Here is a 14,353-nt window from a genome sequence, read left to right on the forward strand (position 1 = left end):
TTATAAGCAATACAATGCTGAACAGAAGAAACTTTTTGCAACTGGGCTCGCTGGGTGCAGCCACTATTTTTTCGAATAAATTATTTGCAGGAAACACAAAGCCCTTGCGGCCTATTGTTATTTCCACCTGGAACGAAGGCATCAATGCCAATAGGCGTGCATGGGAAATTTTGCGCACCGGTGGCCGTGCACTAGATGCGGTGGAAGCCGGCGTAATGGTTACCGAAGCATCGCAAAACTGCTGTGTGGGGCTGGGTGCCAATCCCGACCGAGATGGCATTGTAACCCTCGATGCCTGCATCATGGACGAACGGGGCAACTGCGGCAGCGTGGGTGCACTGGAACGCATCAAACATCCGATTTCGGTGGCCCGCAGGGTAATGGAAAAAACACCGCATGTAATGCTGGTGGGCGACGGTGCACAAAAGTTTGCCGTGGCCGAAGGCTTCCCGTTGGAGCCGCAACAGCTTTCGCCCGATGCAGAAAAGGCGTATAAAGAATGGCTGAAAAAATCGGAGTACAAACCGGTGATCAACATTGAAAATAAGGGGCATGGTCCATTTGCGCCGGCCCGTTTCGACAACGGTGAATGGAACCACGATACCATTGGTATGATTGCAATGGATGCGCAGGGCAACCTGAGCGGCTCCTGCACCACCAGCGGTATGGGTTTTAAAATGCGCGGACGTTTGGGCGATTCGCCCATCATTGGTGCGGGCTTGTATGTAGACAATGAAGTGGGCGCAGCCACAGCTACGGGTATGGGCGAAGAAGTGATCCGCATTTGCGGCACCCACCTGGTGGTGGAGTTTATGCGGCAGGGCTTGTCGCCGGAGGCGGCTTGTAAAAAAGCAGTGGAACGGATTGTAAAAAAAGATGCAGCCCGCGCCAAAGCCAACCAGGTAGGCTTTATCGCCATCAACAAACAAGGGCAATACGGCGGTTATTGTTTGCAAAAAGGTTTCACCTTTGCGGTGTGCCATGCCGATGACAAGAACTTTATAGTGAACGGCAAACATTTGTTTTAACCACTGAATACACCCACGTGAAATATACCATCGAAATTGCGACAAACGATTACACCACTGTTGCTGCAGCAGTGCGTGGCGGTGCCGATCGCATTGAATTATGCAGTGCACTTTCCGAAGGTGGCCTAACGCCATCGTTTGGATTGATCAAAAAGTGCAAGCAGGATTTTAGCGTGCCCATTTTCCCCATCGTTAGGCCACGCAGCGGCGATTTTTTATACACCGAAGAAGAGTTCCGCATCATGCTCGACGATGTGCTCCTGTGCAAAGACCTGGGTTGCGAAGGTGTGGTGATCGGCTTCCTGTTGCAAGACGGATCGGTGGATACGGTGAGGCTGGAAAAAGCAGTGGCGGCAGCTTACCCGATGGAGGTTACGTTTCACCGTGCATTTGACCGTTGTGCGGATCCGTTCAAAGCATTGGAAGATATTATTGATGCCGGTTGCCAGCGCATACTTACATCGGGGCAGGAGTTGGTGGCGCCGGATGGTGCCGACCTGATCCGCCAGTTGGTCGAAGCTGCCGATGGCCGCATCATCATTATGCCGGGCAGTGGCGTACGCAAGGAAAATATCAAAGCCCTCGCGGAACAAACCGGTGCCGTGGAGTTTCATTCTTCATTGCGCAGCACGGTAAAAAGCAGCATGCAATTTCAGCATCCATCGTTTGTGCCAACAGCCGATGATTTTGTAATGCCGGCAATAGAGGAAACCGAAGTGGCCGCTTTAAAAGCAGCATTGGCGGCAGTTTCCATAGCTTAGCAAAACGGTTTGAAATACAAATAAAAGCAGCAATACATCATGGATAGAAGTGCGTTTATCAGGAATATGGGTATGCTCACTGCAGGCATGGCCGTTCAAAAATTTTCGTTTGCCGCCATAGCCGACGAATTTCCGGTGGTGCGTACGCCGCTGGATAAAAGACATTTCCGCAGCAACAGCGTTGAGGCAGCCATTAAAACGTTTCAGTCGAAAGTTGCGAATAAAGAGCTGGGCTGGTTGTTTGAAAACTGTTTCCCTAACACACTGGATACCACCATTGATTTTGAAGCAAAAGATGGCAAGCCGGACACATATGTGATCACCGGCGATATCGACGCCATGTGGCTGCGCGACAGCACCGCGCAGGTGTCGCCGTACCTGCAGTTTGTGCGGGAAGATGCGGACCTGAAGCGGTTGATTGCCGGTGTGATTAACCGGCAAACAGCCTGCGTGTTGAAAGATCCTTATGCCAATGCTTTTTTTAAGGATGAAAACAAAGTGAGTGAATGGAAGGAAACCGACATCACCAAGATGCTACCGGGCATCCATGAACGAAAATGGGAGATCGACTCGCTGTGTTATCCCATACGGCTGGCTTACCTGTATTGGAAAGCCACCGGCGATACAGCACCTTTTGATGCAGCGTGGGAACAGTCCATTGCCACCATTTTAAAAACATTCCGCGAACAACAGCGCAAGGAAGGAAAAGGACCTTATTCGTTTCAACGCAAAACGGCATGGGCCACTGATGGTGTGCCGCTGGCTGGTTATGGTTACCCGGTAAAACCTGTTGGCCTTATTTGTTCGATGTTTCGGCCCAGTGATGATGCCACTATTTTCCCGTTCCTGATTCCCGCCAACTTTTTTGCCGTGGTAAGCCTGAAGCAGGCTGCTGAAATGGTGAATGGCATTCGCAAAAATGCAACGCTGGCGAATGAGCTAAAAGCACTGGCTACTGAAGTGGAAAAAGCCTTGGCGCAATACGCCACGGTAACCCTGCCGCAAGTGGGCAAAGTGTATGCATATGAAGTGAACGGTTTTGGCTCCTTCAACCTGATGGATGATGCCAATGTGCCCAGCCTGCTTTCGTTGCCTTACCTCGGTGCCGTAAAAGCCAATGATCCAGTTTATATCAACACCCGCAAGCTGCTGCTTTCGGAGAACAACCCGTTTTATTTTAAAGGTAAAAGCGGCGCCGGCATTGGCAGTCCGCACACCGGTTTGGATATGATCTGGCCCATCAGCCTTACCATGCAGGGTCTTACCAGCAACAGCGATGCAGAGATCAAAAAATGCGTGGAGCTGCTGCGCCAAACACACGGCGGCACCGGCTTTATGCACGAATCTTTTCATAAAGACGATCCAAAGAATTTTACCCGCAAGTGGTTTGCCTGGGCCAACACCTTGTTTGGCGAATTTCTTTGGAAAACCTTCCGCGAAAAACCGCAGTTGCTGGCCTAAAACGGAAAGCGATATGAAACCACTGCACCCATTTTTAATCTTCATTCTTGTATTGATATTGCAGGCGAATGCAAGGAGTCAGTCTATTGCCGATAGCCTGCCCGTTCGGGGAGTGGCCATTGCTGCACCATCGGCCCGCAACCTCGATTCGTTTGTTCTTTTTATAGATAAAGAACTGGGGCCCCGCAAGATCAACACGCTGATTCTGCGGGTCGATTTTGGTTACCAGTTCACCTCTCATCCCGAATTAGTGGGCAATGGCGCACTATCCAATGGCGATGTGAAAAAGCTGGTAGCTGCCTGCAGGCGTAATGGCATTCGTGTTATTCCGCAGATCAATTTATTGGGGCACCAGTCGTGGGCTTCTACAACCGGCAAACTGCTACAGGTGTACCCGCAGTTTGACGAAACGCCATGGGTAAAAATGCCCGAGAAATACGAATGGCCTAATGCGGACGGTTTGTATTGCAAAAGTTATTGCCCGCTGCATCCCGATGTGCACCAAGTAGTGTTTGCACTGGTGGATGAAATATGTGCGGCATTTGAATCAGATGCTTTTCATGCGGGCATGGACGAAGTGTTTTATATAGGCGAAGAAAAGTGCCCACGCTGCGGCGGCCGCGACAAAGCGGAATTGTTTGCCGGCGAGGTGCGCAAAATTCGTGACCACCTTTCGGCAAAAGGCCGGGAGCTCTGGATTTGGGGCGACCGACTTATTGATGGTAAAACAACAGGCATCGGTATGTGGGAAGGAAGTTTCAACAACACGCACCGGGCCATTGATATGATCCCGAAGGATGTAGTGATCTGTGACTGGCATTATGAGCGGCCCGATAAAACCGCTGTGTATTTTGCTATGAAAGGTTTTAAAGTTGTTACCTGCCCGTGGCGCAAACCAGAGGTGGCGGTGCAACAAGTGGCAGACATGCACCAGTTCCGGCGCGATGCGCCAAAAGATCAAAAGGACCGTTATCTGGGTGTGGTGGAAACAGTTTGGTCTTCTGCCGGCGCTTTTCTCGATGGTTTTTATGGCAAAACAAATCCTGCAAGCAATGGCGATGCAGTCGATGCCGGCAACACACCCTGGGCTACATTCCGGGCCATGTACGACAACAAAAAAGTTCCTGCAAAAAAGAAATAGCAATTCATCAATCAGCACCGATCTTATTTTATCATGGCAATCAATTTTAAACAAGCGGTAGTACTCATTTCATCACTGGCTCTTTGTGTTGCAGCAAGCGGGCAGTTGGTACAAAAAGTAAGCGACCCCGTGGAATGGGTGAACCCCCTGATGGGCACGGATTCGAAATACAGTCTGTCTAACGGTAATACCTACCCCGCCATTGCCGTGCCCTGGGGCATGAACTTCTGGACGCCGCAAACCGGCGCTATGGGCGATGGCTGGCAATACCAGTATAGCGCCGATAAGATCAGGGGTTTTAAGCAAACGCACCAGCCCTCGCCGTGGATGAACGACTATGGACAGTTTTCCATCATGCCCGTAACCAGCAATTTAAAGTTTAAGCAGGCCGACCGGGCCAGCTGGTTTTCGCACAAGGCCGAAGTGGTAAAACCTTATTACTACAGTGTGTACCTCGCCGATCATGATGTGACCACCGAGCTTACACCAACGGAAAGAGCGGCGCAGTTCCGCTTTACTTTTCCGCAGCGTGATAGCTCGTTTATTGTGATCGATGCATTTGATAAAGGCTCGTATGTAAAAGTGCTGCCTGCCGAAAAAAAGATCGTTGGTTACACTACCCGCAACAGCGGTGGGGTAGGACCTGCGTTCAAGAACTACTTTGTTATATACAGCGATAAGGCTTTTGCCAATGCAGGCACCTGGAAGGACAGTGTGTTGCAGCAAGGCGTTGCCGAGGTAACAGGCAACCATGCTGGTGCAGTAGTGCATTTTGCTACAAGGCGAGGCGAGCAGGTGGTGTTAAAAGTCGCTTCATCGTTCATTAGTTTGGAGCAGGCCGAACTGAACCTGAAACGCGAACTGGCCGCTGACAATTTTGAAACAACCAAGCAAAAAGCAAAGGCCGAGTGGAACAAGCAATTGGGCAAACTGCTGGTTTCGGGGGCACCGAGGAGCAGGTAAAAACATTTTATTCGTGCCTCTATCGTACGCTGCAGTTTCCGCAAAAACATTATGAGTATGATGCTTCCGGAAAGATGGTGCATTACAGTCCATACAATGGAAAAGTGGAAGCGGGCTACCTTTTTGCGGGCACTGGTTTTTGGGATACGTTCCGTGCACTTTATCCATTCCTGAACCTGGTGTATCCTTCTATCAATAAGGAAATGCAGGAAGGTTTGATCAATGCATATAAAGAAGGGGGCTTTTTGCCCGAGTGGTCGAGCCCCGGTTTTCGCAACGTAATGATCGGCAACAACTCGGCATCAGTAGTGGCCGATGCATACATCAAAGGGCTGCGTGGTTACGACATCAACAAGCTGTATGAAGCCTTGGTGCATGGTGCCAACAACGAAGGACCGCTCACTGCTGTTGGCCGCAAAGGCGTGGAATATTACAACACCTTGGGGTATGTTCCGTATGATGTTAAGATCAATGAAAATGCCGCCCGCACATTGGAATATGCCTATGATGATTTTACCATTTACCAACTGGCAAAGGCCCTAAATCGGCCCAAAGAGGAAATTGCATTATATGCAAAGCGCAGCCAGAATTTCCGCAATCTTTTTGATCCCGAAACAAAATTGATGCGCGGAAAAAACAAAGATGGTTCTTTCCAGTCGCCGTTCAATCCATTCAAGTGGGGCGATGCATTTACCGAAGGCAATAGCTGGCATTACAGCTGGAGCGTGTTTCATGATATTGCATCGCTTAAACAATTAATGGGCGGCAACGATATGTTTGTACGCATGCTGGATTCCGTGTTTACCATGCCGCCGGTTTATGACGAAAGTTATTACGGTTCGGTGATCCATGAGATCCGCGAAATGCAGATCATGAACATGGGCCAGTATGCGCATGGCAACCAACCCATCCAGCACATGATTTACCTGTACAATTATGCGGGCCAGCCGTGGAAAGCACAGTACTGGATACGGCGGGTAATGGAGCAATTGTACAAACCCACGCCGGATGGTTATTGCGGTGATGAAGACAACGGCCAAACCTCGGCCTGGTACGTGTTTTCGGCCATGGGCTTTTATCCGGTTTGCCCGGGTGTAGACCAGTATGTGCTGGGCACGCCGCTGTTTCAAAAGGTCATGGTTAGTTTGGAAAACGGTAAAAAGCTGGAGCTGAATGCACCAACTGCCAGCGCCAAAAATATGTACGTACAAAGCCTGCAATGGAACGGAAAGGCACATGGCAAAAACTGGGTGGGCCATTCGGAATTGCTGAAAGGCGGAACGGTCAACTTTGCCATGGGCAGCACACCCAACAAAACCCGCGGCACCAAAGAATCCGATACGCCGTATTCGTTTTCAAAAGATGAAAAGGTGTTTTGATGGGATGTTGGGATGTTTAGTTGCCTACTGGGAAAAAGCAACGCCAGCAACGGCGTTGCTTTTTTAATTAAACGCTTTAAAACCCATGCAAACGGAGTAAATTCTTATCTGTCGTGATTGTCATGCCGAACTTGTTTCGGCATCTCCTACATCTATCGGAGCTTACTTAAGCACAAGGAGATGCAGAAACAAGTTCGGCATGACAGAATCCGAGGTAATGGGTAATCACCCCGATCATCGGAAAGCGTACTTACTTTTCTTTTAAAGCCCAGCTTCCTTATTTCTCCCACAATCAATGCAATCGTTTGCTCAGGCAATGATGGGGTTTGTACGGCGTAAATAAAATACCTTTCCTTGTATATGCCTGCACGGTGCATAGCGGTTTTAAAACTATTGCGCCGTGCAGGCTATCCAACGAAAACATGAAAAGGTTTTTATTGTATTGCTGCGCCTTTGTTGCCGCCCTGCAGGTGGCGGCACAACAGCGTCCCAACATACTCATTATTATTTCCGACGATCATGCCTACCAGGCCATATCGGCATATGGTGGCAAACTGATGCAAACACCGGCCATCGACCGCATTGCAAAAGAAGGTGTTTTGTTTACCAAAGCCTATGTTACCAACTCCATTTGCGGCCCCAGCCGCGCTGTAATGCTGACCGGAAAATACAGCCATAAGAACGGCTTTAAGGACAACGAAAATTCGCATTTCAACGGCGCACAAAATACATTCATCAAAGAGCTGGGAAAGGCTGGGTATCAAACGGCATGGATCGGTAAATGGCACCTCGAAGCAAAGCCACAGGGATTTGATTACTGGGAAGTGCTGCCAGGGCAGGGCCATTATTACAACCCCGATTTTATACAAATGGACAGCAGCAAGCTGCGCCGCGAAGGCTACGTGTCGAACGTGGTGCAGGATAGGGCTGAAGGCTGGCTCAACGGGTTGGATGCATCCAAACCTTTTTGCCTGGTAGTGGGGCATAAAGCCACGCACCGCACCTGGATACCCGACACCACGGATATGGGCATGTTTGATGCAAAAACATTTCCGCTGCCGACCAATTTTTATGATCGCTACAAGGGCCGCGAAGCGGCACGGGTGCAGGATATGACCATCAGTAAAACGATGCGCATGGATTACGACCTGAAGATGTTTGAAGGCGAAGTAAAGGATGGCAATATCACCCGGATGAATGCAGCGCAGCGGGCCAAATTCGATGCGTATTATGGCGCCATTCAAAAAGACCTGGAAGCCCGCAACCCCAAAGGCAATGCGCTTACCGAATGGAAATACCAGCGCTACATGCGTGATTACCTGGCTACGGCCGCATCGATGGACCGCAACATTGGTCGCATGCTGAACTACCTGGATCAAAAAGACCTGGCAAAAAACACGCTGGTGATCTATGTTTCCGACCAGGGCTTTTATATGGGCGAACATGGATGGTTCGACAAGCGGTTTATGTACGAAGAATCGTTCAGGACACCGATGGTGGCCCGCTTTCCCGGCGTGATACAACCCGGCTCGTTGAACGATAATTTTGTGATGAATCTCGATATTGCACCCACCGTGCTGGATGTGGCTGGCATAAAGCCGCCTGCCGATATGCAGGGCCGTTCGTTTTTACCGCAATTGAAAGGAAATGACGAGGGCAGGCAGGCCATGTTCTATCATTATTACGAAAATGGCGAGCATTCGGTGTCGCCGCATTTTGGCATCCGCACTGATCGCTATAAATTGATCCGGTTTTATAAAAGAGTGGAAGGCTGGGAACTATACGACCTGCAAAAAGATCCCGGTGAAATGAACAACCTTTGGGGTAAGCGGGGATACGAAAAGTTAACGCAACAACTGCAAGGCGAGTTGCGCCAACTGGTGGACGAATATGAAGATGAAGATGCACGCCGGATTATGAATGCGGCACCAAAAACTGTGGCAGTGAAAGGGCCCACTGCAAAACCCTGATTGATTTTTTAGTATAATAAAACGCATTGATGCACCAAGGTGTACCGGAACAAGTGAGGTTATTGTTTGGGCTGTTTGCAATAGCAGCTATGGCTTCCTGTGGCCAGCAGGCAACAACCAAAACAGACGCTGATGATACTGTTGCTTCATACGCCTGCTTGGCTGTGCCGCAGCGTTTTGGTAGCGGTGATTCTGTACAGCATGCCGGCGTTGTAACCAAAGACGGCATGGTGCTGGTGCCCGGCGGCTCTTTTCTGATGGGTGGCGATAACGAGCAAGCAGCACCTGATGAATTGCCCAAACATAAAGTTGTGGTCGATTCGTTTTGGATGGATGCCACCGAGGTAACCAATGCGCAGTTCCGGCAGTTTGTGGAGGCCACCGGCTATATTACCACCGCGGAAAAAAAGCCCGATTGGGAAGAGCTAAAACAGGGCCTGCCACCGGGTACGCCCAAGCCGCACGATAGCTTGCTGGTGGCGGCTTCGCTAGTGTTTACACCCACACAGGGCCCTGTGCCTTACGAAGATTATAGCCAGTGGTGGCGCTGGGTAAGTGGTGCCAACTGGCGCCAGCCCGAAGGGCCGGGCAGCAGCATTGAAGGAAAAGACCACTTGCCCGTGGTGCATGTAAGCTGGTTTGATGCGGTGGCGTATTGCAAATGGGCCGGCAAGCGGCTGCCCACAGAGGCCGAGTGGGAATGGGCCGCAAGGGGCGGTGCCGAAGGCGCTGTATACCCGTGGGGCAACGAGCATGTAAATAAGGGCAAGCCTAAAACCAATAGCTGGGAAGGCCATTTTCCCTACCTAAACAAACAAACCGATGGCTATGTAAAAATGGCGCCGGTGCGGTCGTTTGCGCCGAATGCATTTGGCCTGTACGATATGGCGGGCAATGTGTGGGAGTGGTGCGCCGACTGGTATCATGCGGGGTATTACCAGCAGCTTGCAGCCGCCACAGCCTACAATCCCAACGGGCCTGAACAAAGCTTCGATCCGCAGGAAGCCTACACGCCCAAGCGGGTATTGCGGGGTGGCAGCTTTTTATGCAACGACGATTATTGCAGCGGCTACCGGGTGGCCCGCCGCATGAAAAGCAGCCCCGACACTGGCCTGGAGCACACTGGTTTTCGGTGTGTGAAAGATGTGCGGTAAAAAGAAATTATATAAATAGCTGCTGTCCTCTTTTGTGGTAAATGCTCCAACAATTTCGATAAAGCCCGCTTTTTATAAAATCGGTTGCCCATCACCGGAAGTCACCTACCTGCTAAATACTCTTTCTCTTCTTCTCCCTTCGTGCCCCTTCGTTCCTCCGTGTCTTCGTGGTTCAAAACCAAAAGCCCTCAATCAAACAACCGCGCAAAATGATTTTCCAAATGGTTGCGCATGGCATTTCGGAACATCTCCGGTGAGCCGTTTTCAATAATATCCACCAGCCCTTTGTGCGACACATATCTTTTGGGTTGCAGTTGCTTTTTCAGAAGCCCGCTGTTGTGCACATAATCAAAAATGGGCAGCAGCATGCCTTGGAATTTTTTCAAGGTGGCATTGCCCGTAATCTCGTACAACTTGCCGTGAAAAAGTATTTCGTGTTCGATGTTGAACAGGTGCTGCTCGGTGGCCGGCGGCTCCTGGCTTACAATTTCTTTGAGCTGCACCACATCTTCCGGTGTAATGCGCTGAAAAATAAAATCGGCCATGCCTATTTCCAGCACCAGCCGGATCTCGAACATTTCCCGCAGCGTATCTTGGTTCAGAATGTGCGGGTTCATGCTCTTGCTGAGAATGCCAAACACGTCGGGTGAGGTAATGACCGCGCCTTTTTTCTTTTTCGATTCAATAAGGCCCATCACCCGCAGCCGCAACAAGGCTTCACGGATCACGGTGCGGCTTACGCCCAGCAGCGAGGCCAGTTCAATTTCCTTAGGAATGGCGTCGCCCACATGCAACTTGCGCTGCTGCAGCAGTTCCACCAGTTTGGCTTCCACCTTATCCACCAGCGAGCTGGTGTCCAGTTCGCTTAAACTCTCTTTAAAAACAGCTTCGTTCATGCGGTTTATATGTATGACTTAAAAAAGCACTCAATAAAATTAACCCCAATCCAGAGAAATAGATGTGACAAAGGAAAAAAGTTTTGCTCCAACCCCATCAATTGGAAAATTTCACATGAAGCTTAAACAATTGATTTTCAATAATATAAAACAGTTTTGATTAAGGTAAACCTGTGCCGTTGATCATTTTCGGCCAGTAAAAGTTTGAATCGGGTAAGAAAACCTTTGGCTATTTAGCAAATCCATTCTATGTTTATTATGTCATACATAAAAACGAATTTGCCATTTTATGAAGAAAACACTTGCTATTCAACGCTTTTGGGTGTTACTGGCAGCCCTCCTGTTGCAGCTTGCAGCATTTGCCCAAACCAAAACCATTTCCGGAAAGGTTACCGGCCCCGATGGTGAAGCGCTCCAGGGCGTTTCCGTTTCGGTGCAGGGCGGCCAAAGCGTACAAACCGGCCCCGACGGCAGCTTTACCCTACAAGCAGCGCCGGGTGCCCGCATTCAATTCAGTTCGGTGGGTTTTGCCCTGCAATCGGTAACCCTGGCCAATGAAAATTCACTCAACATTTTACTGACCCGCGAAGAACGAAAAATGGACGAAGTGGTGGTAGTGGGCTACGGCACCCAAAGCCGCCGCAGCGTAACCACCTCCATTGCCAAGCTCGATAAAGAAGTGCTGGCCAGTGCGCCCCGCGGCAACATTGGCGGCGCCCTGCAAGGCTCCGTTCCGGGCCTGCAGGTGGTAAATGGTACCGGCCAGCCCGGTGCTGCGCCCCAGATCCTGCTGCGCGGTGGCGCCTCCATCAACAACCCCGGCGCCCCGCTGGTGGTGGTAGATGGCGTGATCCGATCGTTCAACGATATCCCGTCGGAAGACATAGCTTCCATCGAGTTGTTGAAAGATGCCGCATCAACCGCTATTTATGGTGCCCGTGCCAACAACGGCGTGATCCTGATCACCACAAAGCAGGGCCGTAGCGGCAAAGCCGAAATTTCGTACAAGTTTGTTGGCGGCTACAACCAACGCCGCGATATTTATGATTACTTCGGCGCAAAGGATTTTATTTACTATAACCGCCTCGGCAACTTCAACTCCGGCCGTACATTATCGCAGGTAAATTCATCCCGCGGTTATGGCATCCCGGCCAGCCGTGCCGATTCGGCTTCGTTTGATATCCGCAAGTTCGACGGCACCAATGCGCACCTGCTCAACATGGGTTGGGACACCGTTGGCGACCCGTACGGAGGCACCATTATTTTTAAAGACCACGGCGGCGAAGTGGAAGACTTAGTGTTTCGCAATACCTACACGCAGGACCACTACGTGAACGTAACCGGCGGCAACGACAAGGGTAAATATTTTGCCTCATTTGATTATTATAGCGAAGACGGCATCATTGTCGGCTCCAAATACAAGCGTTACTCTGGCAACATCAACGGCTCGTATAAAGTGCGGCCCAACGTGGAAGTAAGCACCGGCGTCAACATGTCTACGGCTTCTAACTACGGCACCATTGGCGGCGAAATCAATACGCTGTACCGCAGTATGGCCATTTGGCCCACATTCAACCCCTGGCTCGATTCGGCTAAAACCCAACCCAACCCGGGCAACGGTTCGGCCGATGGCAACCCGTTGTACTGGCTCAGCCGCCTGCAGCGCAAAAACGAGGTAAACCGCATCACGGCCAATGCCGCTGTAAAATGGGACATCCTGCCGGGCCTCTATGTTCGGGCTACCGGTAATGCCTACCTGTTTGAGCAGCTGGACCAGTCGTTTCAAAAAGCCACGCAGAACTACACCAACATTTTTACAACCCCGCAATCATACGCCAGCACCAGCCGGCAGTCGTATGCACTGTGGCAGCGCAGCTTTCAGCAGCAGTATAACGCGGTGATCAATTACACCAAAACATTTGCCGACAGGCACACCGTAGGTGCCATGATGGGTGCAGAATATTTTGGCACCAAGGCGTTCGACATGCAGGTGCTGGGCACCAATGCGCCGACCGATGATATTCCAACAGTAAATGCCTCCACCACGTTTGTGGCGGGCAACAACTATACAAACGAATCGGAGTACCGCATCCTGTCTTCATTTGGCCGCCTTACTTACGATTACGACAACCGCTTTCTGCTTACCGGCGTGTTTCGCAGGGACGGCGTTTCCAGCCTTGCTTCGGGCAACCGCTGGGGCTTTTTCCCCGGCATGTCGGCCGGCTGGAACCTGCACAACGAAGCGTTTTACCAAAACCTGGGCCTCGATAAATACATCTCCACCTTTAAGCCCCGCGTTAGCTACGGCGAAAACGGCAACGTAGCCGGCCTGGGCCGCTACGAAGTGCAGGGCGGTTATGGCGGGCAGGGCCTGTACAACGGCGCTGCTACGTTTCTCAACACGTCGATGATCAACAGCAACCTGCGTTGGGAAAACAGCAAGACCGTTGACGTAGGCCTCGACTTGGCTTTCCTGCGCAATAAGATCACGGTGATTTTTGATTATTACAACCGCAAAACCAGCGACCTGCTCACCAACCTTTCCCTGCCCAGTTACACCGGCTTTGGATCGTTCCGCACCAACCTGGGTACGTTCCAGAATAAAGGCATCGAGGTATCGGTAAATGCAGCCGTGCTCAACCAGCCCAATGGCTTTAGCCTGAACCTGGGTGGCAACGCATCTTTTGTAAAAAATAAAATTTTGGAACTGCCTTTTAACGGCAACGAAGCCAACCGCCAGGGCGGCCTGCAGGTGTACGATCCCAGGCAGGGCCGCGTGGTATGGGTAGGCGGTTTGCAGGAAGGTCGCTCCATGGGCGATATCTATGCGTTCCAGCAGGTGTCCATTTTTGCAAACCAGGAAGAAATTGTAAAAGAAGCCAACACCCGCCGCGATCTTATTGCGCAAATTGGCGGACCCGGCGTGAATTACGGTTCGGGCAAAATAGCACCCGGCGATGTAAACTGGCTGGATGTAGACCGCAACGACACCATCGACAGCCGCGACCAGGTGTACATGGGCAATATTTATCCAAAATGGACCGGCGGTTTTTCGGCCAACCTGGGTTACAAAGGCCTGTCGCTCTACACCCGTTTTGAATTTGCCACCGGCCACACCATTTACAACGACCTGGTGGCCCGCACACTGGGCAACTACCAGGGCACGTTCAACTATTTTGATTTGCAAAAAGAAGCTTGGTCGCCCACCAACACCCGCACCGATGTGCCCAAGGTGTACTACGCCGACCAGGTGGCAGCGCCGCTGGGTAAAAAGAATTATACCCGCAGCAACAACGCCAACGGTGTGCTCAACAGCAACAACTCCCGGTTTTACGAAAAAGGAGATTACCTGGCACTGCGTGAGCTGACCCTTTCCTACGAGTTTCCCCGCTCGGTGCTGGCCAAAACCGGCGTGCTGTCGCAATCGCGGGTGTACGTTAGTGCCAACAACCTGTTTTACCTCACCAAGTTCAGCGGTCCGTCGCCCGAGCCACCCGTTTCGGGTGGTATAACCACTGGTGTGTATGCAGGTACTTATCCCACACCAAAAACCTATGTGTTGGGTGTGCAGGTTTCTTTTTAAATAAAAATTGCTGATCT

The 14,353-nt window shown here is 50.9% G+C and carries 10 protein-coding genes; 9 read left to right on the forward strand and 1 reads right to left on the reverse strand.

Annotated elements, in window-relative coordinates:
* The first annotated feature begins 14 nt into the window (after nt 1–14).
* The 8 genes from EPD17_RS05975 to EPD17_RS06005 all read left to right on the forward strand — a co-directional run bounded on the left by EPD17_RS05975 (nt 15) and on the right by EPD17_RS06005 (nt 9,857).
* Nucleotides 15–1,028, forward strand: coding sequence for an isoaspartyl peptidase/L-asparaginase family protein (locus EPD17_RS05975; protein ID WP_132052589.1), 1,014 nt, complete (start codon nt 15–17; stop codon nt 1,026–1,028).
* Between the two features lie 17 nt (nt 1,029–1,045).
* Nucleotides 1,046–1,789 carry a copper homeostasis protein CutC gene (locus EPD17_RS05980; protein WP_132052591.1) on the forward strand — a complete coding sequence of 248 codons (744 nt, stop codon included), beginning with the start codon at nt 1,046–1,048 and terminating at the stop codon, nt 1,787–1,789.
* A gap of 39 nt (nt 1,790–1,828) precedes the next feature.
* Entirely contained in the window at nt 1,829–3,250 is a 1,422-nt protein-coding gene (locus EPD17_RS05985; protein WP_132052593.1) for a glycoside hydrolase family 125 protein, read from the forward strand.
* Between the two features lie 13 nt (nt 3,251–3,263).
* Nucleotides 3,264–4,391 (forward strand): family 20 glycosylhydrolase, encoded by a 1,128-nt coding sequence (locus tag EPD17_RS05990; protein WP_132052595.1) that lies wholly within the window; start codon nt 3,264–3,266, stop codon nt 4,389–4,391.
* A gap of 33 nt (nt 4,392–4,424) precedes the next feature.
* The gene (locus EPD17_RS20195; RefSeq protein ID WP_240040756.1) at nt 4,425–5,354 is read left to right on the forward strand and encodes a hypothetical protein; all 930 of its coding nucleotides are present in this window, start codon (nt 4,425–4,427) and stop codon (nt 5,352–5,354) included.
* A complete protein-coding gene (locus EPD17_RS20200) occupies nt 5,300–6,733 on the forward strand; it encodes a GH92 family glycosyl hydrolase (protein WP_240040757.1) in 1,434 nt (477 codons plus the stop codon). The genes EPD17_RS20195 and EPD17_RS20200 overlap by 55 nt, the downstream gene beginning before the upstream one ends.
* A gap of 422 nt (nt 6,734–7,155) precedes the next feature.
* Nucleotides 7,156–8,703 (forward strand): sulfatase family protein, encoded by a 1,548-nt coding sequence (locus EPD17_RS06000; protein ID WP_132052597.1) that lies wholly within the window; start codon nt 7,156–7,158, stop codon nt 8,701–8,703.
* Nucleotides 8,704–8,792: 89 nt separating this feature from the next.
* Nucleotides 8,793–9,857 (forward strand): formylglycine-generating enzyme family protein, encoded by a 1,065-nt coding sequence (locus EPD17_RS06005; RefSeq protein ID WP_132056221.1) that lies wholly within the window; start codon nt 8,793–8,795, stop codon nt 9,855–9,857.
* A 188-nt stretch (nt 9,858–10,045) separates the two neighbouring features.
* On the opposite strand, the gene EPD17_RS06010 is transcribed toward EPD17_RS06005, so the two are convergent.
* Nucleotides 10,046–10,753, reverse strand: a complete 708-nt coding sequence (locus EPD17_RS06010) for a FadR/GntR family transcriptional regulator (RefSeq protein ID WP_132052600.1) — start codon at nt 10,751–10,753, stop codon at nt 10,046–10,048.
* A 289-nt stretch (nt 10,754–11,042) separates the two neighbouring features.
* Here EPD17_RS06010 and EPD17_RS06015 point away from each other — a divergent pair, with 289 nt between their 5' ends.
* Nucleotides 11,043–14,336 (forward strand): SusC/RagA family TonB-linked outer membrane protein, encoded by a 3,294-nt coding sequence (locus EPD17_RS06015; protein ID WP_132052602.1) that lies wholly within the window; start codon nt 11,043–11,045, stop codon nt 14,334–14,336.
* Nucleotides 14,337–14,353 lie beyond the last annotated feature (17 nt).

Origin of the sequence: Pseudocnuella soli, assembly GCF_004347775.1 — a bacterium.
In the GTDB taxonomy this organism is placed as follows: Bacteria; Bacteroidota; Bacteroidia; order Chitinophagales; family Chitinophagaceae; genus Flavisolibacter; species Flavisolibacter aquaticus.